General features: G+C 58.4%; 29 protein-coding genes. 5 read left to right on the top strand and 24 right to left on the bottom strand.

From position 1 onward, the window contains the following. Positions 1–13: 13 nt before the first annotated feature. The 19 genes from eccB to rpsH all read right to left on the bottom strand — a co-directional run bounded on the left by eccB (position 14) and on the right by rpsH (position 13,466). Entirely contained in the window at positions 14–1,324 is a 1,311-nt protein-coding gene (eccB, locus tag HMPREF3169_RS12520) for a type VII secretion protein EccB (RefSeq protein WP_070432557.1), read from the bottom strand. Between the two features lie 65 nt (positions 1,325–1,389). After that, entirely contained in the window at positions 1,390–2,238 is an 849-nt protein-coding gene (gene truA / locus HMPREF3169_RS12515; RefSeq protein WP_070456907.1) for a tRNA pseudouridine(38-40) synthase TruA, read from the bottom strand. A gap of 6 nt (positions 2,239–2,244) precedes the next feature. Further along, a complete protein-coding gene (locus HMPREF3169_RS12510) occupies positions 2,245–3,057 on the bottom strand; it encodes a trimeric intracellular cation channel family protein (RefSeq protein ID WP_061920572.1) in 813 nt (270 codons plus the stop codon). 178 nt (positions 3,058–3,235) lie between these two features. Further along, entirely contained in the window at positions 3,236–3,721 is a 486-nt protein-coding gene (gene rplQ, locus HMPREF3169_RS12505; RefSeq protein ID WP_061920571.1) for a 50S ribosomal protein L17, read from the bottom strand. Positions 3,722–3,794: 73 nt separating this feature from the next. After that, positions 3,795–4,805: a DNA-directed RNA polymerase subunit alpha gene (locus HMPREF3169_RS12500; protein ID WP_061920569.1), complete on the bottom strand. Its 1,011-nt coding sequence runs from the start codon at positions 4,803–4,805 to the stop codon at positions 3,795–3,797. A gap of 114 nt (positions 4,806–4,919) precedes the next feature. Then, positions 4,920–5,525, bottom strand: coding sequence for a 30S ribosomal protein S4 (rpsD, locus tag HMPREF3169_RS12495; protein ID WP_061920567.1), 606 nt, complete (start codon positions 5,523–5,525; stop codon positions 4,920–4,922). A 21-nt stretch (positions 5,526–5,546) separates the two neighbouring features. Next, the gene (gene rpsK / locus HMPREF3169_RS12490; RefSeq protein WP_034656521.1) at positions 5,547–5,951 is read right to left on the bottom strand and encodes a 30S ribosomal protein S11; all 405 of its coding nucleotides are present in this window, start codon (positions 5,949–5,951) and stop codon (positions 5,547–5,549) included. Positions 5,952–5,954: 3 nt separating this feature from the next. Next, positions 5,955–6,323 (bottom strand): 30S ribosomal protein S13, encoded by a 369-nt coding sequence (gene rpsM, locus HMPREF3169_RS12485; RefSeq protein WP_034656519.1) that lies wholly within the window; start codon positions 6,321–6,323, stop codon positions 5,955–5,957. 181 nt (positions 6,324–6,504) lie between these two features. Further along, on the bottom strand, positions 6,505–6,723 hold the full coding sequence (gene infA / locus HMPREF3169_RS12480) for a translation initiation factor IF-1 (RefSeq protein WP_004566852.1): 219 nt from the start codon (positions 6,721–6,723) through the stop codon (positions 6,505–6,507). A gap of 266 nt (positions 6,724–6,989) precedes the next feature. Next, complete coding sequence (locus HMPREF3169_RS12475; protein WP_070456904.1) at positions 6,990–7,826, bottom strand: L,D-transpeptidase; 837 nt, start codon at positions 7,824–7,826, stop codon at positions 6,990–6,992. A 72-nt stretch (positions 7,827–7,898) separates the two neighbouring features. Beyond that, positions 7,899–8,693 (bottom strand): type I methionyl aminopeptidase, encoded by a 795-nt coding sequence (gene map / locus HMPREF3169_RS12470; protein ID WP_061920561.1) that lies wholly within the window; start codon positions 8,691–8,693, stop codon positions 7,899–7,901. A 6-nt stretch (positions 8,694–8,699) separates the two neighbouring features. Beyond that, positions 8,700–9,245 (bottom strand): adenylate kinase, encoded by a 546-nt coding sequence (locus HMPREF3169_RS12465; RefSeq protein WP_061920557.1) that lies wholly within the window; start codon positions 9,243–9,245, stop codon positions 8,700–8,702. Beyond that, on the bottom strand, positions 9,245–10,570 hold the full coding sequence (secY, locus tag HMPREF3169_RS12460) for a preprotein translocase subunit SecY (RefSeq protein ID WP_061920555.1): 1,326 nt from the start codon (positions 10,568–10,570) through the stop codon (positions 9,245–9,247). Before secY ends, HMPREF3169_RS12465 begins: the two co-directional genes overlap by 1 nt. Before the next feature lie 247 nt (positions 10,571–10,817). Then, on the bottom strand, positions 10,818–11,267 hold the full coding sequence (gene rplO / locus HMPREF3169_RS12455) for a 50S ribosomal protein L15 (protein ID WP_061920553.1): 450 nt from the start codon (positions 11,265–11,267) through the stop codon (positions 10,818–10,820). A 3-nt stretch (positions 11,268–11,270) separates the two neighbouring features. After that, positions 11,271–11,456 (bottom strand): 50S ribosomal protein L30, encoded by a 186-nt coding sequence (rpmD, locus tag HMPREF3169_RS12450; protein WP_061920551.1) that lies wholly within the window; start codon positions 11,454–11,456, stop codon positions 11,271–11,273. Between the two features lie 3 nt (positions 11,457–11,459). Next, positions 11,460–12,086, bottom strand: a complete 627-nt coding sequence (gene rpsE / locus HMPREF3169_RS12445; RefSeq protein WP_005527787.1) for a 30S ribosomal protein S5 — start codon at positions 12,084–12,086, stop codon at positions 11,460–11,462. Between the two features lie 40 nt (positions 12,087–12,126). Further along, positions 12,127–12,528, bottom strand: a complete 402-nt coding sequence (gene rplR / locus HMPREF3169_RS12440) for a 50S ribosomal protein L18 (RefSeq protein ID WP_061920549.1) — start codon at positions 12,526–12,528, stop codon at positions 12,127–12,129. Between the two features lie 3 nt (positions 12,529–12,531). Then, on the bottom strand, positions 12,532–13,068 hold the full coding sequence (gene rplF, locus HMPREF3169_RS12435; protein WP_061920547.1) for a 50S ribosomal protein L6: 537 nt from the start codon (positions 13,066–13,068) through the stop codon (positions 12,532–12,534). A gap of 14 nt (positions 13,069–13,082) precedes the next feature. After that, positions 13,083–13,466 (bottom strand): 30S ribosomal protein S8, encoded by a 384-nt coding sequence (gene rpsH / locus HMPREF3169_RS12430; RefSeq protein ID WP_061920544.1) that lies wholly within the window; start codon positions 13,464–13,466, stop codon positions 13,083–13,085. Positions 13,467–13,819: 353 nt separating this feature from the next. Here rpsH and HMPREF3169_RS12425 point away from each other — a divergent pair, with 353 nt between their 5' ends. The 3 genes from HMPREF3169_RS12425 to HMPREF3169_RS12415 are packed head-to-tail and all read left to right on the top strand — an operon-like array spanning position 13,820 to position 15,656. Then, positions 13,820–14,065, top strand: coding sequence for a DUF6457 domain-containing protein (locus HMPREF3169_RS12425; protein WP_061920542.1), 246 nt, complete (start codon positions 13,820–13,822; stop codon positions 14,063–14,065). Then, the gene (gene fdhD, locus HMPREF3169_RS12420; RefSeq protein ID WP_061920540.1) at positions 14,065–14,907 is read left to right on the top strand and encodes a formate dehydrogenase accessory sulfurtransferase FdhD; all 843 of its coding nucleotides are present in this window, start codon (positions 14,065–14,067) and stop codon (positions 14,905–14,907) included. The genes HMPREF3169_RS12425 and fdhD overlap by 1 nt, the downstream gene beginning before the upstream one ends. Beyond that, complete coding sequence (locus HMPREF3169_RS12415) at positions 14,904–15,656, top strand: B3/B4 domain-containing protein (protein ID WP_070456901.1); 753 nt, start codon at positions 14,904–14,906, stop codon at positions 15,654–15,656. Before fdhD ends, HMPREF3169_RS12415 begins: the two co-directional genes overlap by 4 nt. Here the strand turns inward: HMPREF3169_RS12415 and HMPREF3169_RS12410 are convergent. Further along, on the bottom strand, positions 15,653–16,438 hold the full coding sequence (locus HMPREF3169_RS12410; RefSeq protein ID WP_062035873.1) for a formate/nitrite transporter family protein: 786 nt from the start codon (positions 16,436–16,438) through the stop codon (positions 15,653–15,655). The genes HMPREF3169_RS12415 and HMPREF3169_RS12410 overlap by 4 nt on opposite strands. Before the next feature lie 194 nt (positions 16,439–16,632). Between HMPREF3169_RS12410 and HMPREF3169_RS13475 the strand changes: the two genes are divergently transcribed. Then, positions 16,633–17,655, top strand: coding sequence for a sortase family protein (locus HMPREF3169_RS13475; protein WP_246815644.1), 1,023 nt, complete (start codon positions 16,633–16,635; stop codon positions 17,653–17,655). Positions 17,656–17,712: 57 nt separating this feature from the next. On the opposite strand, the gene rplE is transcribed toward HMPREF3169_RS13475, so the two are convergent. The 3 genes from rplE to rplN are packed head-to-tail and all read right to left on the bottom strand — an operon-like array spanning position 17,713 to position 18,954. Beyond that, a complete protein-coding gene (gene rplE / locus HMPREF3169_RS12400; protein ID WP_046646792.1) occupies positions 17,713–18,264 on the bottom strand; it encodes a 50S ribosomal protein L5 in 552 nt (183 codons plus the stop codon). 2 nt (positions 18,265–18,266) lie between these two features. After that, a complete protein-coding gene (rplX, locus tag HMPREF3169_RS12395) occupies positions 18,267–18,581 on the bottom strand; it encodes a 50S ribosomal protein L24 (protein WP_005527724.1) in 315 nt (104 codons plus the stop codon). Positions 18,582–18,585: 4 nt separating this feature from the next. After that, on the bottom strand, positions 18,586–18,954 hold the full coding sequence (rplN, locus tag HMPREF3169_RS12390) for a 50S ribosomal protein L14 (protein WP_061920530.1): 369 nt from the start codon (positions 18,952–18,954) through the stop codon (positions 18,586–18,588). Positions 18,955–19,485: 531 nt separating this feature from the next. Here rplN and HMPREF3169_RS12385 point away from each other — a divergent pair. After that, positions 19,486–20,415 (top strand): hypothetical protein, encoded by a 930-nt coding sequence (locus tag HMPREF3169_RS12385; RefSeq protein WP_070456898.1) that lies wholly within the window; start codon positions 19,486–19,488, stop codon positions 20,413–20,415. Positions 20,416–20,633: 218 nt separating this feature from the next. On the opposite strand, the gene HMPREF3169_RS12380 is transcribed toward HMPREF3169_RS12385, so the two are convergent. Further along, a complete protein-coding gene (locus HMPREF3169_RS12380) occupies positions 20,634–22,685 on the bottom strand; it encodes a sucrose-specific PTS transporter subunit IIBC (protein ID WP_070432548.1) in 2,052 nt (683 codons plus the stop codon). Positions 22,686–22,729 lie beyond the last annotated feature (44 nt).

The raw sequence follows: 22,729 nt of genomic DNA, 5'->3' as shown, positions 1-22,729 counted from the left end.
AGAAGCTGGCGCTCTACTCGGTTCCCTCATCGCCGCCCTGGCTCGCCAAGGCGCTTTCGCGGTCTAGAGGCGAGCCCTCCGGCAGCAACCGCAAGATTTCCCACGGGACTTTTGCCTGCGTGGTCGTGCCCAGTGCTTCGACCAGTGCACCTTGTGCCACGGAGTGCCTGATACCCGTCGCCGAAACCACATGGAAACCGTGGCCGCTGTCTATGCCTACACCGCCAGCTTCCAAGCCAGCGAACCGATCAGCAGTGGCCTTGCCGGCAATAGACACAGTAGCCTCAACCGCGGGGCTAAAGACCGTTCCGCCCCGCTCATCCGCGCAGAGCCAACCACGACCTGGAGACAGGAAATCATATGAATTGGCGGGCAGGTTGAAGGGTAACGCGGCGTCGGAAAGCGCGGCGACTTCGGCGCCATCGACCGATTCGCGCGAGGCGCCCATGCCTGCCAGCATCTCTGCCTGCGTGGGAGTAATCGAGGCAACACCCTGCTCATCGCCTGCGCCTACGCGCACCCACAGATCATCGCCGGTGTCTAAAATCTGCGGGGTTTGCTCAGGAAAGCGCAGCGGCGGAAGCTCCGCGTAGGCATTCAGCAGATCCTCCGGGATCTGCCACACATAGGAATCATCGCGCACGCCAATGCCGCGGCGCAGCACGCGGCCCTGTGTCGAGGCAGCAGAAGGCAGCTCTACGCGCCCTGCCGAAGTCAATAGCCATTCCTTGCCACCTGTGGAAACCAACGCCGCCTCCGCACTGCGGAGGTGCTCAACCTTGGCGTTGGCCAGTACCACAGTCTCCCCGGGTCGGCTGCCTTCCCCGTCAATCGTGGTGGGATTTTCTTTGTCCTCGTCAGCTGCGGCCGCATAACAGGCCGCCCAGCCTTGTGCCGGGGTTGCAGGATCAGCCAAGTAATCTGGGGCATCGGCAATTCCTAGCGGAGTGCCAAGCCGCGCATTGCTCAAGAACTCATTGCCCATGGCCTGGGGCGCCGCCGGCTCTCCCGCGATAAGGCGCGCGGAGGCCAAATTGCTCACCGGATGATAGGACTCATTAACCAGAACGAAAAGCTGGCCTTGCTGCGAGCGAACGATGGGTGCATCGCCCGGATTGGGATTGGGCTGGAGCCACGCGAGCATTCCCGAACCAATAGCCAGAAACGACACTGCGATGATCCCAAAGATGAGGGCGCGGCGCCGGCTCGCTAAAGGATCATGAATCATGCGAATATCGCCGAGTACCAGGCCATGCTCCACGCGGCGCTGCAAAAATTTATGCCCGGATACCTGTGCTTTCGTCGTCGGCATTGGACGTGACATGCAGAATTCCCCCTCAAACAAGGCAGCACCCCTACTGCCCTAGTTTTGTCATTCCACGCGTTAGCTTAACCCAGCGAAAGCTCATCCGCAGTGCGACGGTCACGGGTCTGCGCAGCGCGCGCCGCCAAATCAGCATCTGCCGGATAGTCCACCTGGACCAGGCTCAGCCCCTTTGCCGGCGCTAGCGGAATGTGGGAAGAACGAGAGTTCAAAGCGAGCATCTCCGCGGCAAAGTCGATTCCCCGGGAGCCCTCGCCTACCCGCAAGCAGCAACCCACGAGTGAGCGAACCATCGACCAGCAAAAGGCGTCGGCGCCCACGCGGGCTTCATAAAGCTGCGGCTCGCTCGGGGTAGATACATCGACCCACTCAAAAGACAAAAGGTCGCGAATTGTCGTGGCATGCGGCTTTGCCTTACAAAAGGCGGCGAAGTCATGCAAGCCAACCAACTGCTCCGCGGCTTGCTGCATTGCCTCGATGTCCACCGGCTTCGGCCAGACGGCGGTGTCGCGGGCGCGCGTCGGCAATGCCCCGCGCGGATGCGTGGTGATGCGGTAAACGTAGTGGCGCTCAAGGGCCGAAAAGCGCGCGTCAAAGCCCTCTGGTGCTTGCTGGCAGTCATGTACGCGAACGTCTTCCGGAAGGAGCTTCGCTAGGCGACGCACGAGCTTTACCGGATCCCCATCAATCGATCGCTGTTCGAGTGCACTAGCTGAAATATCGAAGTGCGCGACCTGGCCTGCCGCATGCACACCGGCATCCGTGCGCCCTGCCACGGTCAGTTCGACCTCATGGCGCAGGATCATCGAAAGATTGTCTTCGAGAACCTGCTGCACCGTACGCAGCTCGCCCTTCTGCCGGGCCCAGCCATGAAAATCCGTGCCGTCATAGGACAGATCGATACGCAGACGCATGCTTAATTAACTCCCTTGTCCAGGGCCATCACTGTTGAGATCCCAGTCTTGTTTATTGCGCGTCATGCGCAAGCGCATCGGCGGGCGCAGCTTGCTCATCGCGACGTAGCTAGCCCGATCTAAGTGCAGGGTCCGCTTTGCCTTTCGCGCACCCGCTTTGACCATGCGCGCAGATAGGCGAATTCGCGGGTCGATGGGCTGATCTGCGCCTCTGTATTCGAAAACCGGCAGCCCCTTGCCGTAATACATCGACGCGATGCGCGCCAAGAAGGCAACGACAACGGTGATGATCGCGGCGTTGTGCTCACCAACATCAACGTGAAGCAGGCCCATGTAGACGCAGACCGCGAGCAGCGAAATCGAGGCGTAGAACTCGCCAGAAAATACGAGCGGGACGCGGTCCGAAAGCAGGTCACGCAGGATGCCGCCAAAGACACCGGTGATTACTGCCGCTGTTGCTGCAATCAAGAAACCATGGCCCAAATGCAAAGCCTTCTGGGCGCCGAGCACGCTGAATACAGCAAGGCCTAGGGCGTCGAGAAGCAAGAAAAGGTGCCTAAAGTAGTGCATCAAAAATGACATGGACACCGTGACAATCGATGCGGCGAGCACCACTAGGAGATACATCGGCTCGCCCACCCAGGTCAAGGGATAAGCACCCAAGACAATGTCACGCACCGTTCCGCCGCCTAGAGCAGTAATCGACGCTATGAGCATCACGCCAAACAGATCTAGCTTCTGCCGGCCCGCAGAAAGGGCGGCGGTCATCGACTCAGCGGTAATGCCGATGACGTACAGAACGGAAAACAGTGGAGTCATTTCGAGAGATTTGGGACCTTTCTGCAGTATTAGGAGTATTAGGGTTGTTGCATTTTAGCGACTGCCCAGTTTAACAAAGCCGAATACGGCAAAAGCCGCACCCCTTGCCAGTCTCCCCCAACTCTAACGGGCTGGAAAAGATGGCGCGGCGGTGCGGCCTTTTAAGGATTAGGCAGAACTACTCTGCGGACTCCTCGGAGGAAGCCTCGGTGTTTTCTGCCTGTGCTTCCTCAGCCTTAGCTTCTTCAGCCTCAGCCTGCTTGGAAGCGGCTGCGCGGGTAGCGCGGGTTGCCTCGGAGGTCACGGTCTCCTCGAGAACGAGGGAGATCTGGGACATCGGGGCGTTGTCGCCGGTACGGTTCTCCAGCTTGATGGTGCGGGTGTAGCCGCCCTCACGGCCTTCGAACTTCGGGCCCAGCTCGTCGAACAGGTGCGCAACAACATCCTTGTGCGGGATGAGCTTCAGCACTGCGCGGCGGTCAGCAAGGGTGCCGGACTTAGCCTTGGTGATGATCTTCTCAGCGTAAGGACGAAGCATCTTCGCCTTAGCATCGGTGGTCTTGATTGCGCCGTGCTCGAACAGGCTAGCAGCCAGGTTGCTCAGCAGGTGAGCCTGCTGGGTAGCGGAGCCGCCGAGACGGGCACCCTTCTTAGGGGTTGGCATTATGTACTCCTCGTGTGCGGATAAAGTGAGCGCGCGGCGAGCATAAGCTCGGGCCGCAGGTCAGTGTGGTGCTTTACTCGGAATCGTCCGCAGACGGATCCTTGAAGTCACCGGTTTCTGCGTCGTAACCCTCAAGCTGGGTTGGGTCGAAGTCCTCAGGGGTGTCCTTGAGAGCCAGGCCCAGGTTAGCCAGCTTGATCTTTACCTCGTTAATCGACTTCTGGCCGAAGTTGCGGATATCCAGCAGGTCCGACTCGGTGCACTCTGCGAGCTCACCAACGGTGTGGATCTCCTGACGCTTCAGGCAGTTGTAGGAACGAACGGAGAAGTTCAGGTCCTCGATAGGCATGCTGTAGGCCGCGATGTACTCCGTCTCCTGCGGGGACGGGCCAATCTCGATGCCCTCAGCAGCATTGTTCAGCTCGCGAGCCAGGCCGAAGAGTTCGACCAGGGTGCCGCCGGCGGAAGCCAGGGCGTCGCGGGCAGAAATCGAGTTCTTGGTTTCGACGTCGATGATCAGCTTGTCAAAGTCGGTGCGCTGCTCAACACGAGTTGCCTCGACCTTGTAAGAGACCTGCAGAACCGGGGAGTAAATCTGGTCAACCGGAATGCGTCCGATTTCACCAGAGGTCGGTGCTGCTGGAACGTAGCCGCGGCCACGCTCGACGACGAGCTCCATGTCCAGCTTGGCGGTGTCGTTCAGGGATGCGATGTGCAGATCCGGGTTGTGGATCTCCACGCCAGCCGGCGGCTGGATATCGCCCGCGGTAACAACACCTGGGCCTTCCTTGCTCAGGTACATAACAACCGGCTCGTCAGAGTCGGAGGACAGAACCAAGCCCTTGATGTTGAGGATGATCTCAGAGACGTCTTCCTTCACACCGTTGATGGTGGTGAACTCGTGGAGAACACCATCGATCTTGATGGAAGTTACTGCTGCACCCGGGATGGAGGACAGCAGGGTACGACGAAGGGAGTTACCGAGGGTGTAACCAAAGCCCGGCTCGAGCGGTTCGATGACGAACTTGGAACGAGACGGCTCGATGAATTCCTCGGTGAGCTGAGGACGCTGGGAAATGAGCATTGAATATCTCCTTGTCGACGCCCGCTATTTGACGTCGGTAGAAGGGGTAAAGATTGAGGTTTCGAAGATTCACTCTTCTCCGAATGCCACAAACGGGGCACTCGGTTACTAAGTTTACTTCGAGTAAAGCTCGACGATGAGCTGCTCCTGCAGCGGAACGTCGATCTGAGCGCGCTCGGGCAGCTGGTGCACGAGGATGCGCAGGGTCTCAGGAACAACCTGCAGCCATGCCGGTACGTTGGCATCGACCAGGCGGTCCTGAGCGTCTTCGAACCATTCCATCTTCTGGGAACGCTCACGAACATCGATGATGTCGTACTGCGAAACCTGGAAGGAAGGAACGTTGATCTTCTTGCCGTTCACGGTGAAGTGACCGTGGGAGACAAGCTGGCGAGCCTGGCGACGGGTGTTTGCCAGGCCAGCGCGGTAGACGACGTTGTCGAGGCGGGACTCGAGCAGAACGACCAGGTTGTCACCGGTCTTGCCCGGGCGGCGGTTAGCCTCGGCGTAGTAACGACGGAACTGACGCTCAAGAACACCGTAGGTGTACTTAGCCTTCTGCTTCTCCTGCAGCTGCAGCAAGTACTCGGATTCCTTGATGCGGTTGCGGCCAGCTTGTCCCGGTGGGTACGGGCGGCGCTCGAATGCCATGTCGCCGCCGACCAAGTCGACGCGCAGACGGCGGGATACGCGGGTAGCGGGGCCAGTGTAACGAGCCATTTTCTTACCTCTTCCTTTCCCTTAAACCTTGCGGCGCTTGGTTGGACGGCAGCCGTTGTGCGGCTGTGGGGTTGCATCCGTGATCGAGGAAACCTCGAGGCCTGCAGCCTGCAGGGAACGGATGGCGGTCTCGCGGCCGGAGCCCGGACCCTTAACAAATACGTCGACCTTCTTCATGCCGTGCTCCATTGCCTTACGAGCAGCGTTCTCAGCAGCCATTTGTGCAGCGAACGGAGTGGACTTACGGGAACCCTTGAAGCCAACGTGGCCGGAGGATGCCCAAGAGATAACAGCACCGGACGGGTCAGTGATAGACACGATGGTGTTGTTGAAGGTGGACTTGATGTAAGCGTGGCCTGCGGCCACATTCTTCTTTACGACGCGACGGCCAGTACGACGCGCGCCGGAGCGAGTCTTTGGAGGCATGAATTACTTCTTCTTTCCTGCGATCGTCTTCTTCGGGCCCTTGCGGGTACGAGCGTTGGTCTTGGTGCGCTGACCACGAACCGGCAGGCCACGACGGTGGCGAATGCCCTGGTAGCAACCAATTTCAATCTTGCGACGGATGTCAGCCTGAACCTGGCGGCGGAGGTCACCCTCGACCTTCCAGGTAGCTTCGATTACGTCACGCAGCGCCGACAGCTGATCATCGTCGAGGTTGTCGGTGCGCAGGTCAGGAGAAATGCCAGTCTTTTCCAGCAATTCCTTGGCACGGGTTGGACCGATGCCGTAGATGTAGGTGAGAGCGACCTCCATACGCTTGTTGCGTGGAAGGTCAACACCAGCTAGACGTGCCATGTGGCGTGTCCTTTCGGGTTGTTACGATGGTTTTCTCCCTATCCGCCCCGCTCCATGCAGCACTTCGCCCGGGCCGATGCCGGATCTGTGGGCTACTTACCAGTGCGGGCTCAGGCCATCGCAGCCTGAGGTGGGCTAGACATAGCGCCGCTATGTCAGAGGGTAAGGAGGCTTACAGTGTTTACTTGTAGCGGTAGACGATGCGTCCGCGGGTTAGGTCATAAGGGGACAGCTCTACAACCACGCGATCCTCTGGGAGGATGCGAATGTAGTGCTGACGCATCTTGCCAGAAATGTGTGCAAGAACTTTGTGTCCGTTGTCGAGCTCGACGCGGAACATTGCGTTTGGCAAAGGCTCGATAATACGACCCTCGACCTCGATTGCGCCTTCCTTAGCCATAACCTCTACTTTTCTAGGTGACTTCAAGTGAGTGTCACCTGCATGTTTGGTGTCTACTGCTTGGCGACGTCGCGGTAAATAAGACCGCAAACATACACCAGCGCTTTAGCATACGCTGCGTGCGAGCAATAAACAAACTCCTCTACCTGCGCACTCTTAGAGACACGCGCCAAAGCGGCAATAAAGCAAAAATTCTCCCCGGGGAATTATCTTCCACGGGGAGAATTCTCTTTGAAAGAGATTAAAAGCGTCTGCGCTTTGGATGCTTAGTAGATGAAAACCTTGGAGCCGACTGGCACATCGTTCCAGAAGCGAACAGCATCCTGATGCGACAGGTGGATGCAGCCGTTGGACTCGTAAGCCGGGGAACCCTCGTGGAAGGCGTGGCCGGAGTTGGTGAAGTACATGGAGTAAGGCATCGGCGCGTTACCGAACTCGCGGGAGATCTCGTCTTTGATCTTGCGGTTGATGTAGAAAGTGCCGCGCGGGGTTTCCTGACCTGCCATGCCAGCAGACATCGCAGATGCTACGTAAGAAACGTTGCCGTTGTCCTGCAGCCAGGTGCGCTTGCCGTTCAGGTCAACGCAGACGCGTGCATCCGCCGGGCAAGGGCCGCGGTCAAACTCGTTGCGCTTGCGCTGTGCTTCGGCCTCACGTGCAGCCGCCTCAGCCGCAGCATGTTCGCGTGCAACCTGCTCTGCGTGCGCACGCTCCTGCGCCTCACGTGCCGCACGTGCTTCCGCGTTCTTTTGGTCAATCAGGCCTGGGAAGATAGCGTTGACTGCAGCGTCAACAGCCGGCTGAATAGCATCTGCCGCAGCAGGGTTTAAAACCTTGACCTGATCGAGAATCTGATTACGCGTGTTCCAAGCCTGCTCGCGGGACTGACCGACGAAGTTATCGATCTGTGCGCGGGCGTCCGCGGTCAGGGCATCAATCTGTGCCTGCGCATCGGAGCTCATGGACTCGATGGAAGGAACGGTCTGTGCGGAAGCAGCTGGGGCGCCTGCCAAGACGGAGACGGTCATGACGCCGGCGGTCATAGGGGCAACTAGGGCACGACGTGCCTTAGAGGACACGTTGCGGGGGCGAAGTTTAGACATGGCAACGAGTATAGACCCTCACGTGGAATCCGCATACTCGACGCGACCCCAGTCCTCCCCCGTGATTTTCAGCTAATAGCGACGAGTAAGGATTCGCGGGCCGTTAGCGGTCGCGGCTACGGTGTGTTCCCAGTGAGCGGCGAGGCTGCCGTCAAGGGTGACCACAGTCCAATCGTCGTCAAGCACGGCGTTATCTTCCGTACCCAGGGTAAGCATCGGCTCAATCGCGAGAACGGAACCTTCTTGAATGAGCGGACCGCGGCCCGGCTTTCCTTCGTTCGCGAGATAAGGTTCTTCGTGCATGGTGTGGCCAATGCCGTGGCCGCCGTAGCCATCCACAATGAAAAGATCAACGCCGAACTTATCTTCAGCGCGGTAGGTTGCTTGCTCAAGAGCGTGCGAAACATCCGTCAAGCGGTTTCCCGGGACCATCGCCTTGAGCCCTTCAGCCAAAACCCATGCCGTGGCGTCGTTAAGCGCGGTTGCTTCGGGGGCCAGCTTGCCCACGCCGAAGGTCCACGCGCTGTCTCCTACCCAACCGTCGAGCGTTGCGCCGCAGTCGATGGAGACCAAGTCACCTTCCGCCAACACGATGTCTTTGCCCGGAATGCCGTGCACGATGACATCGTTGACGGAGGCACATATGGAACCCGGGAAGCCCTCGTATCCCTTGAAGGTAGGGGTAGCGCCCAAGTCCCTGATTGTTTGCTCGGCTACTTCATCGAGCTCGAGCGTAGATACGCCAGACGCCGCAGCGGCGCGCACGGCTTGCAATGCTTTGCCGACGATTTCTCCGGCGGCCTGCATCGCGTCCAGTTCACCTGGGGTGCGTGCGGGAATGGTTTTGCTGCGGCGTCTAAATCCCATGGCGTATTACTTGCCCATAGCCTTCAGGGTACGCTCGTTGATTTCCTCAACGGTGCCCTCAGCCTTGACGTTGATGATTTCATCGCCGTAGTGCTGGATGAGCGGGAAAGTCTCGTCGCGGTAGACGCCGAGTCGGGTGCGGATGGTCTCCTCGTTGTCATCAGCGCGGCCACGGGCCAGCATGCGCTCGACGACGACGTCCTCGGAAACCTCGAAGTTGATAACTCCGTCGAGCTTGACGCCCTTCTTCTCGAGCAGCTCGGCCAGAATGCCAGCCTGCTCCACGGTGCGTGGGAAGCCGTCCAGCAGGAAGCCGTTTGCAGCGTCGTCCTGGTTAAGGCGATCTTCAACCATGCGCGCGGTGACGTCGGTCGGAACGAGCTTGCCGGCATCAATGTAGGACTTTGCCTCAACGCCCAGCGGGGTGCCCTCACCAATGTTGGCGCGGAACAGGTCACCGGTGGAGATGTGCGGAACAGACAGCTTCTCGCTCAGGATTGCTGCTTGGGTGCCTTTGCCGGCACCGGGAGGGCCGAGGAGTACGTAACGCATTACTTGAGAAGTCCTTCGTAGTTGGATTGTAGGAGCTGGGACTCAATCTGCTTGACGGTAGTCAGAGCAACCGAGACCATAATCAGAATAGCGGTACCGCCGAAAGCGGAGGTGCCGTTTGCGGAAGAATGGCCAACGCCGAGATCCAGCAGGATATTCGGCAGAATAGCGATCAACGCAAGGTATAGGGAGCCTACGAACAGCAGACGGTTCATTACGAAGCCGAGGTACTGTGCGGTTGGGCGGCCCGGACGAATACCCGGGATGAAACCACCATACTTCTTCATGTTGTCTGCCTGCTCGGCAGGGTCATACTGCACCGAGACATAGAAGTAAGAGAAGAAGATGGTCAGCACGAAGTACAAGACGATGTACTGCCAGGAGCTCGGGGACTGCAGGTGCGCAATCACGTTACGCTGCCACCAGTTATCCGGCACGTTACCGGAACCAGAGTTAACGATCTGGGTGATAAGCACCGGCATATAGATTAGCGAGGACGCAAAGATAACCGGGATAACGCCGGCCTGGTTGACCTTCAGCGGCAGGTAGGTGGAGGAGCCACCGTACTGGCGGCGACCAACCATGCGCTTTGCGTACTGTACTGGGATGCGGCGCTGGCCCTGCTCGATAAAGGTAATGCCAACGACCAACACGATAAGACCCGCGGCGACCATGGCGAAGACCAGACCGCCGTTGTTCTGCATGATGCCCACGCCGTCGGTTGGCAAGCGCGTTGCAATGCCGGCGAAGATCATCAGGGACATGCCGTTGCCGATGCCCTTTTCAGTAATGAGCTCGCCCATCCACATAACGAGGATGGCGCCCGCGGTCATGGTGATGACCAGAACGATAAGGGTAAAGAAGTTACGGTCTTCAGCCAGAACCGGAACGCCCTGGCCCAGCAGCTGCTCGCGGTCCGCCAGGGCCACGATGCCGGAAGACTGCAGCAACGCCAGCGCGAGCGTGAGGTAACGCGTGTACTGCGTCATCTTGGCCTGACCGGACTGGCCTTCCTTCTTCAGCTGCTCAAAGTGCGGGATGACAACGGTCAGCAGCTGGACGATGATCGAAGCCGTAATATACGGCATGATGCCGATGGCGAAGATAGACAACTGCAAAAGCGCGCCACCTGAAAACAGGTTAATCACGGAATACAGATTGCCGGACTCCTCCGTCAGAGAACGCAAACGACCGGAGATCGAAGCGTAATCAACGCCCGGGGATGGAATCTGGGCGCCAATGCGGTAAGCAATAATCATCAAGATAGTGAAGATGATCTTCTTACGCAGGTCGGCGTCCTTAAAAGCCTGCAAAATGGCGGACACTACAAAATCCTCCTGGCCTTCCGGCGCTATCAACATTTAAGGGAAAATAGGTGACAACGCTCGGAGGTGGAACTCATCTGTCCCCTAACATGGGGAAGGTTGAACACTTATGACCATGCAAGCCTACCAGCCACGCGCTATTTAGCCACATTTAAGGTAAGGATTGCCAGCCAACTAATAAGGAAAGCGCCCGCCTCCCGATCACTCGGGAAAGCGGGCGCTTTAATGCTTTAAGTAACGCAGTTGATTACTTGGTTGCGGTGGCGGTGCCGCCAGCAGCCTCAATCTTCTCAACAGCGGACTTAGAGAACTTGTCAGCGGTGACATTCAGCTTGACGTTGATGTCGCCGTTGCCCAGAACCTTGACCGGCTGGTTCTTACGAACCAGGCCTGCGGAGACGAGATCTGCAACGGTGACGTCGCCACCGTTAGCGAATGCCTCTGCGAGGTCTGCAACGTTGACTACTTGGTACTCAACGTGGTTCGGGTTCTTGAAGCCCTTCAGCTTCGGCAGACGCATGTGGATCGGCATCTGGCCACCCTCGAAAGCAGCGGAAACCTGCTTACGAGCCTTGGTGCCCTTGGTACCGCGACCAGCGGTCTTACCCTTGGAAGCCTCACCGCGGCCGACGCGGGTCTTAGGCTTGTTTGCTCCTGCGGATGGGCGCAGGTCGTGCAGCTTGATGATATCAGCCATGGTTTACTCCCCTGCCACTTCTTCGACGGTGACCAAGTGGCGTACCTTCTGAACCATGCCGCGGATGATCGGGGTGTCCTGCTTTACAACAGACTGGCCGATCTTCTTGAGGCCGAGAGCCTCAATGTTCTTGCGGTGATTCGGCTTGGTACCCACCAGGCCCTTTACCTGAGTAATCTTCAGAGCCATTGCTTATGCCTCCTGACCTGCGCGCTTACGCAGCATCTGGGCCGGAGCAACCTCTTCGAGGGACTTGCCACGACGTGCGGCAACCTCTTCAGGGCGAACCAGCTGCTTGAGGCCGTCCACGGTAGCGCGGACGACGTTGAGGGCGTTGTCGGAGCCGAGGGACTTCGACAGAATGTCCTGCACACCAGCGCACTCGAGCACCGGACGTGCAGCACCACCGGCAATAACACCGGTACCAGGTGCGGCAGGCTTCATCATGACGATGCCAGCTGCGTCGCGACCCTCGACCGGGTGGGTGATGGTGCCGGCGATCATCGGGACGCGGAAGAAGTTCTTGCGAGCCTCTTCTGCACCCTTCTGAATTGCGGCAGGGACTTCCTTAGCCTTGCCGTAGCCAACGCCAACCATGCCCTGGCCATCGCCTACGACGACGAGAGCGGTAAAGGACATGTTGCGGCCACCCTTAACGGTCTTGGAGACGCGATTGATGGTGACTACGCGCTCGATGTACTTATCGCGCTCGTTGTCCTGCTGATTACGACGATCGTTGCGACGACCGCCATTGTTGCGGTCGTTATTACGACCGTTCTCGGCGGAGCGTCCGCCGTCACGCTTTTCACGGTCCGACATTAGGCGTTCCTTCCGTTGATGTTTCCGTTTGCCATGATCATTAGAACTTCAGACCACCTTCACGAGCTGCCTCTGCGAGAGCGGCAACGCGACCGTGGTACTTGTAGCCAGCACGGTCGAAGACAACTGCCTCGATGCCAGCAGCCTTGGCGCGCTCAGCGATCAAGGCGCCAACCTTTGCGGCCTTTGCCTTCTTGTCGCCCTCGAGCGCACGAACGTCAGCTTCCATGGAGGAAGCTGCGACCAAGGTGTGGCCAGCCAGGTCGTCGATGACCTGGACGTGCATGTGGCGGGAAGAGCGGTGAACGACCAGACGCGGTGCCTCAGGGGTGCCGCGCAGGGTCTTACGGATGCGGAAGTGACGGCGTGCGCGTGCTTCGCGACGGCGGGAGGAGATGTCCTTGCCGATTGGGGTGCGCTTTGCGTTTTCAGTGTTAGCCATTGCTTACTTACCCGTCTTTCCGACCTTGCGGCGGACCTGCTCGCCTTCGTAACGAATGCCCTTGCCCTTGTAAGGATCGTCCTTACGCAGGCGGCGAATGTTAGCGGCGACCTGTCCGACCTTTTGCTTGTCAATACCAGATACGGAGAGCTTGGTTGCGCCATCCACAGCGAAGGTGATGCCCTCCGGAGCCTTGATGAGGATCGGGTGGGAGTAACCCAGAGAAAACTCGAGGTCGCTACCCTTCTGCTGAACACGGTAGCCGACACCGAAGATTTCCATCTTGATGGTGTAGCCCTCGGTCACGCCAATAACTGCGTTGTTGACGAGAGAGCGAGACAGGCCGTGCAGAGCGCGGTTCTTGCGGTCATCATCTGGACGGGAAACCGTGATTACGGAATCCTCGACTGCGATGGTGATTGGCTCTGGCAGAACGACGGTCTGGGTACCCTTGGAACCCTTAACCTCGACCTCCTGGCCGTTTACCTTGATTTCAACGCCGGATGGTACGGCGATTGGTGCTAGACCGATACGAGACATGTGTCAATCCTCCCTTACCAGACGTAGGCGAGAACTTCTCCGCCTACGCCCTTCTCCTGAGCCTGACGGTCGGTCAGCAGACCCTGAGACGTGGAGATGATAGCCACGCCCAGGCCGCCAAGGACCTTCGGCAGATTGGTGGACTTTGCGTACACACGCAGACCCGGCTTAGACACGCGACGCAGACCAGAGATGGAGCGCTCACGGTTGTTGTACTTGAGGGTGAGCTCGAGCTCGCGGCCCTCAACGGAGTAGTCAGCGATGTAGCCTTCCTGCTTCAAGATGTCGGCGATGTTTGCCTTGATCTTGGAGGTCGGCATCGACACGGTGTCGTGGTGCGCATGGCTTGCGTTGCGCACGCGCGACAGCATGTCGGCGATAGGATCAGTCATGGTCATGTGAGTGACCGTTACCTTTCTCGTTGCGGTTCCCGTACCCACCAAAGCGTTTTCCGTGTGATTTCGGGCTACTCACGCTCCTCACGGTCAATACCGTAAGGCGCTCGCCACCCTTTGATACATACAACGGGCCGCCGAAAACGGCGGGGGGCCTACAACAAAGTTGATGATGTTCAGTTCTTGATTCAGGCTCTACGTTTCTGCAGCTTGTAGGGCTAGATTTCATTTGCCATCTGGGCACACTACAGCCTCGACGTGAGTCCGAACTGCAACACTACCCGCTAACCTGCAGTTTTCCAAATCTTTTTTAGCGTCGAAGCTGCATGTCACTCTCGAGGACTAGAGTGGCCGTCATGACTGCAGAAAATGACCCTATCCACTCCGCCCACCAGTGGTTGGAGGAAGCGGCAGAACTAATCGGCGTCGACAAGCAAGATGCCACTGCCTTGACCCGTGAGCTGCTCGACCTTACCCGCGACGTCGCACACAGCACCTCGCGCCCGGCCGCTCCCCTGACGGCATATTTGGTTGGGTTGGCCTCGCGGGACTCGGACGAGGCGCGCGCGAACATCGCCAAACTGCGGACGGAGCTGAACTAGTGGCGGGCCGGGCAACAAAGTCCTTTGCTGTTACCAAGGTTCACTTGGATGGCACGGAGGTAACCCAGGTGGATACCCGCGCCGACATCGTCACTGGCGAGGAGCCGCTGGAGATTCGTGTCGGCGGGCAGACCCTGACCACCACCATGCGCACTCCGGGCCATGATATTGAGCTAGCTCATGGCTTTTTGCATTCTGAGGGCCATATCGCCACGCTTGCCGACGTCTCCGAAGCCCGCTACTGCGCTGGTTCCACCGTGGACGGTATGAACACCTATAACCTGCTGGATATCGATCTGGCCCAGAAGAATGTCATTGGGCTAAAAGATCTGCGGCTTACGCTCACCAACTCCGCGTGCGGCGTATGCGGCACCAGCTCCATCGAGGATTTAAACAAGAAATCGCGCTACGCGCTCCCCAACATCCAGATTGACCCAGCCGTGGTTGCGCAGCTGCCCGAAAAGCTGCGCGCCGAGCAAAAGCTCTTCCGCAAGACCGGTGGTATCCACGCCGCCGGCGCATTCACCTTAGACGGCAAGCCCATCGTTGTGCGAGAGGACGTCGGCAGGCACAACGCAGCAGACAAGGTCATCGGGCACCTGCTCCTTGAAGATCGCCTGCCCGCAGACGACCTTATTTTGGTTATGAGCTCCCGCGCCAGCTTCGAGCTTGTACAAAAGGCAGCAATGGCCGGGTTCGGTATGCTCGTTGCTGTTAGCGCGGCTTCCTCGCTCGCTGTGGAGACTGCCCGGGAGACTGGCATGGCTTTGGTAGGGTTTGCCCGCGGCGATCGTTTCAACATCTACGCAGGTGAACTCAAGCCAGGAGAACTCAAGCGATGAGCAACCACTCTTCAAAAAAGATCCGCAGTACTGGGGAACTCATCGAGTTCCTTGCTGACGCCAGCATCAGCCCCGAGGTCGCGGCCTTACGTCCCGACTACCGCGCGCTGCTCATCGCCGTCGATGGCATCACGCCTGCGCCTTCCGACGCCCACTCGGAGCAGCTCTTGCGCAACGCCGAAGACGTTGCCCGCGCACGCTTGGGCAAGTGCGCCGTCACGGACTTCCCGCACATCGCAGCATGGCGCAAGGCTTATCAAGGATTCGGCGCGAAGCCATCGCGAACCCGCAACAGCACGGAGGCGCTCATACGCCGCGCGGAAAAGGGGCTGCCTCGCATCAACCGCCTCACGGACATCTATAACTCGCTGTCCGTGACTTACGAGATCCCCTTCGGCGGCGAAGACCTGAACGCCTATGTATCCGCTCCACAGCTGGTGCGAGCTACTGGTGCTGAGAACTTCGCCACTATGGACAAAGGCGAGCCTGTAACCGAGCATCCTGAACCGGGCGAGGTGGTCTGGCTCGATGCGAACGGGGTCACATGCCGCCGCTGGAATTGGCGCCAGTGCACCCGCACGGCGCTGCACGACGACACCACTGCGGCGCTGTTCATCCTCGATGCACTGGAACCTGTCGACGACGTCGAGCTGCGCGCTGTGGGTGAAAACCTAATCGACGAGCTCCGGGAGTATTCCTCGGAACTCGTCGTTGCAATGCGCATCCTGCGCGCAGAAGATAATGATTAGTCGCGGTAAGCCTCAGGGCCCTTGTTGAGCCAAGCGTAAACGCCACCAATGAGGAAGCCGCCGCCGATGACGTTGCCCACCCAAACCAGCGACCAGTTGGTGAGAACAGCGCCCAGGGTAAAGCCATCCGGCAGTGGGTTAGAGCAGAAGAAGGTCAGCGTCATCAAGCAGAAGTTTGCGATGACGTGCTCGAGGCTAAGGCCCACGAAGCAGGCGATGATCGGCACGATGACGAAGAACTTCGAGACGATGTCCTTGGCAAAGACAGCACCGACGATGGCCATGTTGACCACGAAGTTTGCGAGGATGCCCTCAACCAGCAGGCCGCCTGGGCCCTTTTCTAGTTTGCCCATGGACAGCGTTGCGATGAGGTGCGATGGGTCAATGTGCCCCAGCTTCGCGGAAACACCCATGGCAGCGGCGAAGAGTACGGCACCAACAAAGTTGAAGAATGTGGTGACGATGAGCAGCCAAAAGCCCTTGCCCCAGCCCACCTGTTTATTGATGGCACCGTAGACGACGTACATCATGCTGCCGGTAGCAAGCTCCGCGCCGAGGATGACGATGGCGAAAAGTCCAAGGCCGAAAAGCATGGCGAAGACTGGTGCACCCAGGCCCTTTGCGTGCTTGTCGACGGCCTGACCTACGACGGCCGCGAAACCGGTACCGATGGCGAGATAGACGCCGGCCAGGATTGCACGTACCGCGAAGCGGGCGAAGGACTCGTCGAGCAGAGTCACTTTCTTCTTAATTGCTGCTGCAGCAGATTCGTTGAGAGACACGAAGCTTCCTTTACCTAGAGTTATAACTGCGATAACACTACAGCGAAGTTCCAGGCTGCGCCAACAACTTTATGCCCACCACACGTGGGTATTTTCCGCGGTTATTGTTGCTAACGCCTGCCAAGGATTAAAGTTAGTTAGAAAATTCACTTACTTTTAGAACCCACCTCCCTCACCCCCTGGAGCCGCCGCCCATGCCCCCGCGTTATCCTCACGATCTGCCAGATCACAGCGCAGATCACACGCGCCCCCGGGCAGCCAGGACCAGCAGCACCAGCGCCAGTACACAGCGCCGCCCCATCAATAGCAGACCCATCGATACCCGCCGCGCCGGCAACGGCAACCCCGACGGCGAGCGCACCTACGTGCGGCGCACTCCCCCAACGCCAACGACGCCGAGGCCACCAACATCAGCAGCGGCAGCGCCGAAGCCACTACCTAACCGCCAAAAGCGCAGCCCCCAGCCAAAGTCGCAAAGCACGGGTGGCCGCCACCGCGCGCCAGAAACGACCACGCCGGCGCTCCATACTCGCGCGCTGGAATTGTGGTCCAGCTCGGGCAAGTTCCGTATTACGGTTGGTGTCCTTGCAAGTGCGGTCCTTGCAAGTGTGGCTCTTGCCGCCACGATGCATCACGTGGTCGATCCTCCTGAAGGACTAGAAAGCAACCAAGTCCCTGTGGCAGCTGCTCCAGTCATTGAGCCCTCCGCCGCAGTTGAGATGTTCATCCCTGCAATCGAGGTCCATGCCGAATTTGAAGATGGCTCCTGCCGCGTCAAAGACGGCGCGATTAACCCGGATACGATGACGGAGGCCTGCACTTATACCGCTGCGGACCGTCCGTATTCGCTGCCAGGCACTAATGCGCCAGACATCACCGTCATCGCCGGACACACCGGCGCCGGCGTTCCCGGTGTCTTCAACAACCTCTACGACGGCGGCGCAAACAAGCACAAGGTCGCCCTCGGCGACAAGCTCTACCTGCGCACTGCAAACTCCGGCGACAACTGGCTGGTCTACAGCGCCACCGACATGCACGACCCAGTAAAAGAAGGCCTCGCCGAAGACACCACAATCTGGGGCGAAGGCCCCATGCCAGGCCGCCTTCTCACCATCAGCTGCATTCAGCCGCTCAACCTCCTTGAAGCCTCCGTGCGCAATGCAGTGGTGGGCTGGCAATACGAAGGCGTCACGACCGTTACCCCACCGGCAGAGTAGGCATACAAAACGCCAAACGCCCTCACCAAAAGGTGAGGGTGAAAAGCTTAAGCCGCTTTACTTGAACGGGAAGCCGAGCTCCTTGAGGAGGCGGCGGCCTTCTTCGTCGTTGGTAGCGGTGGTGACAACGGTGATGTCCATACCACGTGGGCGGTCAACCTTGTCGATGTCGATCTCGTAGAACATGGTCTGCTCGGTGAGACCGAAGGTGTAGTTGCCGTGGCCGTCGAACTGCTGATCGGACAGACCGCGGAAGTCGCGAATACGCGGCAGCGCGATGGTCAGCAGGCGGTCCAGGAACTCCCACATGCGGTCGCCACGCAGGGTGACGCGGGCGCCGATTGGCATACCCTCACGCAGCTTGAAGTTCGCGATGGACTTCTTTGCGCGACGCAGCTGCGGCTTCTGGCCGGTGATCGCGGTGAGGTCCTCGAGAGCGCCGTTGATCAGCTTGGAGTCACGTGCAGCGTCGCCAACACCCATGTTGACAACAACCTTGGTGACACCTGGGATCTGCATGACGTTGTCGTAGTTGAACTCGTCGTTCAGGGTCTTCTTGATTTCCTCGCGGTAGCGGGTCTTCAGACGCGGAGTGTAGTTCTCGCTCATGATTAGATGTCCTTCCCGTTGCTACGTGCGATGCGGACCTTCTTGCCGTTTTCATCGAAACGGTAGCCCACGCGGGTCGGATTGCCCTCGGAGTCAACGATTGCAACGTTAGAAACGTGGATCGGAGCTTCCTGGGTAACGATTCCGCCGGACTCGGCGCCACGCTCGGTAGCGGAGTTAGCAACGTGCTTCTTCACGCGGTTGACGCCCTCAACGAGGACCTTGTCGCGCTTCGGGTATGCTTCGATGACCTTGCCCTTCGCGCCCTTGTCAGGACCCGAAATAACAATCACCATATCGCCCTTATGAATCTTCATAAGACTAGATCACCTCCGGTGCGAGAGAAACGATCTTCATGAACTTCTTGTCACGAAGCTCGCGAGCAACTGGGCCGAAGATACGGGTACCACGTGGCTCGTTGTCGCCCTTGAGAATGACTGCAGCATTCTCATCGAAGCGAATGTAAGAACCGTCCGGACGACGGGTCTCCTTCTTTGCACGGACGACGACAGCCTTAACGACGTCGCCTTCCTTAACGTTGCCGCCTGGGACAGCATCCTTGACAGTGGCGACGATTACGTCACCGATGCCAGCGAAGCGTCGAACGGAGCCACCGAGAACGCGGATGCACAGAATCTCACGTGCACCAGAGTTGTCGGCGACGCGCAGACGGGATTCTTGCTGAATCACTATGGGTCTCCTGACCTGGATTGATGTGCGGTAAGATTTCCGTCCTTACCGCACGCGGTCTACAAACTTGCGATGCTCAAGCCTTGACAACGGATTACACCGAAGGGTCTCGGACCGGCGGTTCGGAAACGCACCGCTACGGGCCGACCAGCTTTTGCAACCTATACATTCAACCACACGCCAGCGCCCTTACCAAAACGCTGCTCGACGGCTGTCGACGCCCCCTACCTCCACATTTATTTTCGCCAGTACACCCGCGTACCCCTTAGCCCTTTATTTCGATTGCACCGACACACAAACAGTCTCCAAAACTATCGGCACACTCTGCACATATAAACCTCACCTTAGCGTTCCTCAGTGCAAATCAGGTCGCACGAACATTCTAATAATCCAATTCTTCCACAGCTGTAACGCATGAAAATTACAGTTAACTTCTGATTTCCGCGTGACAACTGTGAATTATATGACTATTGTTGTTTGCGTCGCGAAAGACATTTTTGCGCTTTCCCATATTTCCCGAAGGAGAAACACATGAAGCGTTTGCCACAGACCCTGACCGCTGCTGTACTGACCGGCGCGCTCGCCTTTGGTGGCGCAGCTGTTGCTCAGGCTCAGGACAACAACGAATCGAATCAGTTCACTGAGCACGGTGATGGATCTACTCTCACAACTCGTACTGACAACTATGTACCAGGTGCTGAGAACTACAATCCGTCCAATGAAGAGGGCGAGGAAAGCACTGAAGAGCCGAACACCAACGAAGAAAGCGCCGGTGAAGTCGAACGCCACGACGTCGCTGCTGATCCGATTACCGTCGATGGTGTCGAGTACTTCAAGCAGGAAGACGGTTCTTGGCTGTCCAAGCCGGTCGCAGGCGATCCTGTTCGCTTGACTCCTGAGCAGGCAGAAAAGTTCGTGAAGGAGCAGCAGGACACCTCCGCAATTCCTGCTCCTGCCACCAAGATGGACGCTGAGGGCAACACTTGGTACCAGAGCATGAAGGATCCGAGCGTTTACGTCAACGATCCGGCCCTGGTCAACGTGGAAGTTACCGCCGAGATGCGTGACGCTTACGCAAAGGCATTCCCTTCTGAAGCTGCGAAGCCTGAATTCGACAAGAAGAAGCTCGCATGGTTGGCTCTTCCGGCAGCCCTGGTGATTGGTGGCATCACCTGGTACCTGTCCCAGGACGGCAAGACCTACGTCAAGGACGAGGCACGCAAGAACCAGGAACCGACCGCCGAGGAAAAGGCTGCTTCCGAGCAGATGCTGAACGCTAACAAGGATGCGGTTATCGCCCAGGGCGGTAAGCTCGCTGAGGGCAACGCTGCCCCGGCAGCCGCACGTGGTATGTCCGCTGAGACCGGCTCCAACTCCGTTGCACAGGCTTTGGCCGCACTGGCTGTAGCTGCGATGGTTGCCGCAGGCGCTTTCGCTGCACGCCGCAAGTTCTTCGCTTAAGCAAGAGCCTTCCTACCAAGTAGGAAACTGAATTGAGACTGGCTGCGCCGGTCGGGCTTCGGTCCGGCTGGCGCAGCTTTTTGCTATAGGCACCCTGGTGCGTCACAGTTTGCTTGGACTCAAGGTGAGCCTTCGCCCCAGAGAGCGCCGCTATTGCTAAACCGTTAAAGGCCGAACTGGGAAGGAGTTTTCCTCAGTTCGGCCTTTGTTCTTTCAAGCTAACGGGTTGTGCCTGCAGGCTCGTCAGTGGATGCAGGAGTAGCTGCATGGCCAGTGGTTGGTGCGGATGCTGGAACGGGCTTGGGATCCACAGTAAAGATATCGGTACCGAAGCCAGTGAGTTCACCCGGGCGGAAAGCCGCGGTAGGAAGAACAGGGCCGGTCTTCTTCGAATTCGAGACGACCACCGGGGTAGTTACGGGAAGGCCGGCGGCCTTGATGGCGTCGATATCAAATTCGGCGAGGACATCGCCCCGCCCGACCTCATCGCCCTTGGTGACGTGGGAGGTGAAGTGCTTGCCTTTAAGGTTTACCGTATCGAAGCCAATATGCATGAGGATATCGATATTGCCCACCACTGGGTCCTTGGTGCGAATGGCGTAGGCATGGTGGGAAGGGAAGGTAACGGTGATTTTGCCGTCGGCAGGCGCAACCAGTTTGCCCACGGTCGGCTCGATAGCCACGCCCTGGCCTAGCTTGCCGCCGGCAAACATAGGATCGCTGACCTGAGACAGTGGCACGGCGGTGCCCTCCAATGGGGAGAAGATAGTGCAGGCATCCTCGGCTGCTACCGCAGCTGGGGTGGCAGCGGCGGCTTGAGCCTCGGCCGCCGGAGGATTCACCTCATCCGGATCAATGGAGCCGTTCTTGCGGGCTAGGTAGCGGCCATACAGGTAGGCGCCGATGAAGGAACCCGCGAGTGCGATTGCAGCACAGATAAAGAACTGACTGTAATCCTCCGGGCGCATCGAAACGAAACCGATGATGCCGGCCGCGCCGAGTGCCGTTGCCTTCACGTCGAAGATGGCAATGAGAGTCGAGGCCACTGCAGAGGCAGCCATGCCGATGTAGAAAGGCCAGCGCAAGCGCAGATTCACACCGAAGATGGCAGGCTCAGTGATACCGAATAGTGCCGAGGTACCGGAAGCACCAGCCAAGCCCTTGAGCTTTTCGCTACGCGCCAGGAAGTAGACCGCGAGGGCTGCGCCACCTTGGGCAATATTCGCCATCGCTGCCGTGGCGAAGATGAAAGATCCGCCTTGATCCCACAGCATGTATTCGATTGGTGGGAAGGATTGGTGCAGGCCGGTGATGACGATTGGCGAGTAAACCAAGCCAAAAAGGAAGCCGCCGACAGGGCCTGCAAAGTCATACAAATTGGCCAAGCCAACGCCCAACCACTCACCGGCAGTGCGCAGGAACGGGCCAATGGCAGCGAAAGTGATAAAGCCGGTGACCAGCAGGGTAATCAACGGCGTGAGCATGAAGTCCACCGTGCCCTTTAGGTGGCGGTGGAGGAACTTCTCAATCGTGGCCAGGATCCACGCAATAACCAGAATCGGCAGGATGGAACCCTGGTAACCGGCCTGTGCGACATCGAGGCCAAAGATGTTCCAATACTCCATGTCGCCGGCCTCGATGGTCTCAGCCACGTTGTAGCCGTTGACTAGGTCCGGCATAACCATTGCCATGGCCATACCCGCGCCCAAAAACTCATTGCCGCCAAAGCGCTTGGTGGCAGTAAAGCCCACCAAAATGGGCAGGAAGGCAAAGGGGGCAGAAGCCAGCAGGTTGATAAGTCCAGCGACATCTTTGAGTGCCGGCACCATTTCAATGGCCGCTTTCTCACCGAACAGCCCTTCAGCCGACAAGACGTTGTTCAGTGCCATGAGCAAACCGCCGCCGACCAGAATCGGGATGAGCGGCACGAAGATATCCGCGAGCACCTTGACGGCGCGGGAGAACCAGTTGCCGGAATTAGCGGCAATGTCTTTGAGCTCTTCGGTGGAAACGGCAACGTCCTTGTGGATCATGCCGTTCAATTCCCTATAAACAACGTTGACGTCACCTGGACCAACGATGACCTGGAACATTCCACCGGCTTCAAAGATTCCCTTGAGGTCAGGGTCAGCCTCTAAGGCCTTGGTATCGACCTTCTTCGTATCCTTCAGCACCATGCGCAGGCGCGTTGCGCAGTGCGCCAAGCCGATGATGTTTTCTTCGCCGCCAAGTGCACGCAGGGTCCGTGCGGCAACTTCCTTATGGTCCATAGGCAAAGCTCCCTTTCTTTTTCACGAGCTAATCAACCTAGAAC

Origin of the sequence: Corynebacterium sp. HMSC08C04 (assembly GCF_001807495.1) — a bacterium.
Lineage (GTDB): Bacteria > Actinomycetota > Actinomycetes > Mycobacteriales > Mycobacteriaceae > Corynebacterium > Corynebacterium simulans.
The sequence above is the reverse complement of the archived record's forward strand: the minus strand, read 5'-3'. Positions and strand labels throughout refer to the sequence as shown.

Coding starts and splice junctions, on each gene's coding strand:
- eccB (WP_070432557.1), bottom strand. CDS start 1,324: ATGTCACGTCCAATGCCGACGACGAAAGCACAGGTATCCGGGCATAAA.
- truA (WP_070456907.1), bottom strand. CDS start 2,238: ATGCGTCTGCGTATCGATCTGTCCTATGACGGCACGGATTTTCATGGC.
- HMPREF3169_RS12510 (WP_061920572.1), bottom strand. CDS start 3,057: ATGACTCCACTGTTTTCCGTTCTGTACGTCATCGGCATTACCGCTGAG.
- rplQ (WP_061920571.1), bottom strand. CDS start 3,721: ATGCCAACCCCTAAGAAGGGTGCCCGTCTCGGCGGCTCCGCTACCCAG.
- HMPREF3169_RS12500 (WP_061920569.1), bottom strand. CDS start 4,805: ATGCTCATTTCCCAGCGTCCTCAGCTCACCGAGGAATTCATCGAGCCG.
- rpsD (WP_061920567.1), bottom strand. CDS start 5,525: ATGGCTCGTTACACTGGCCCCGCTACCCGCGTATCCCGCCGTCTGCGC.
- rpsK (WP_034656521.1), bottom strand. CDS start 5,951: ATGCCTCCAAAGACTCGCTCCGGCGCGCGTCGTACTGGCCGTCGCGTC.
- rpsM (WP_034656519.1), bottom strand. CDS start 6,323: ATGGCACGTCTAGCTGGTGTTGACCTTCCACGCAACAAGCGTATGGAG.
- infA (WP_004566852.1), bottom strand. CDS start 6,723: ATGGCTAAGGAAGGCGCAATCGAGGTCGAGGGTCGTATTATCGAGCCT.
- HMPREF3169_RS12475 (WP_070456904.1), bottom strand. CDS start 7,826: ATGTCTAAACTTCGCCCCCGCAACGTGTCCTCTAAGGCACGTCGTGCC.
- map (WP_061920561.1), bottom strand. CDS start 8,693: ATGGGATTTAGACGCCGCAGCAAAACCATTCCCGCACGCACCCCAGGT.
- HMPREF3169_RS12465 (WP_061920557.1), bottom strand. CDS start 9,245: ATGCGTTACGTACTCCTCGGCCCTCCCGGTGCCGGCAAAGGCACCCAA.
- rplO (WP_061920553.1), bottom strand. CDS start 11,267: ATGGCTGATATCATCAAGCTGCACGACCTGCGCCCATCCGCAGGAGCA.
- rpmD (WP_061920551.1), bottom strand. CDS start 11,456: ATGGCTCTGAAGATTACTCAGGTAAAGGGCCTGGTGGGTACCAAGCCG.
- rpsE (WP_005527787.1), bottom strand. CDS start 12,086: ATGTCGGACCGTGAAAAGCGTGACGGCGGACGCTCCGCCGAGAACGGT.
- rplR (WP_061920549.1), bottom strand. CDS start 12,528: ATGGCTAACACTGAAAACGCAAAGCGCACCCCAATCGGCAAGGACATC.
- rplF (WP_061920547.1), bottom strand. CDS start 13,068: ATGTCTCGTATCGGTCTAGCACCAATCGCCGTACCATCCGGCGTTGAA.
- rpsH (WP_061920544.1), bottom strand. CDS start 13,466: ATGACCATGACTGATCCTATCGCCGACATGCTGTCGCGCGTGCGCAAC.
- HMPREF3169_RS12425 (WP_061920542.1), top strand. CDS start 13,820: ATGACTGCAGAAAATGACCCTATCCACTCCGCCCACCAGTGGTTGGAG.
- HMPREF3169_RS12415 (WP_070456901.1), top strand. CDS start 14,904: ATGAGCAACCACTCTTCAAAAAAGATCCGCAGTACTGGGGAACTCATC.
- HMPREF3169_RS13475 (WP_246815644.1), top strand. CDS start 16,633: ATGCCCCCGCGTTATCCTCACGATCTGCCAGATCACAGCGCAGATCAC.
- rplE (WP_046646792.1), bottom strand. CDS start 18,264: ATGAGCGAGAACTACACTCCGCGTCTGAAGACCCGCTACCGCGAGGAA.
- rplX (WP_005527724.1), bottom strand. CDS start 18,581: ATGAAGATTCATAAGGGCGATATGGTGATTGTTATTTCGGGTCCTGAC.
- HMPREF3169_RS12385 (WP_070456898.1), top strand. CDS start 19,486: ATGAAGCGTTTGCCACAGACCCTGACCGCTGCTGTACTGACCGGCGCG.
- HMPREF3169_RS12380 (WP_070432548.1), bottom strand. CDS start 22,685: ATGGACCATAAGGAAGTTGCCGCACGGACCCTGCGTGCACTTGGCGGC.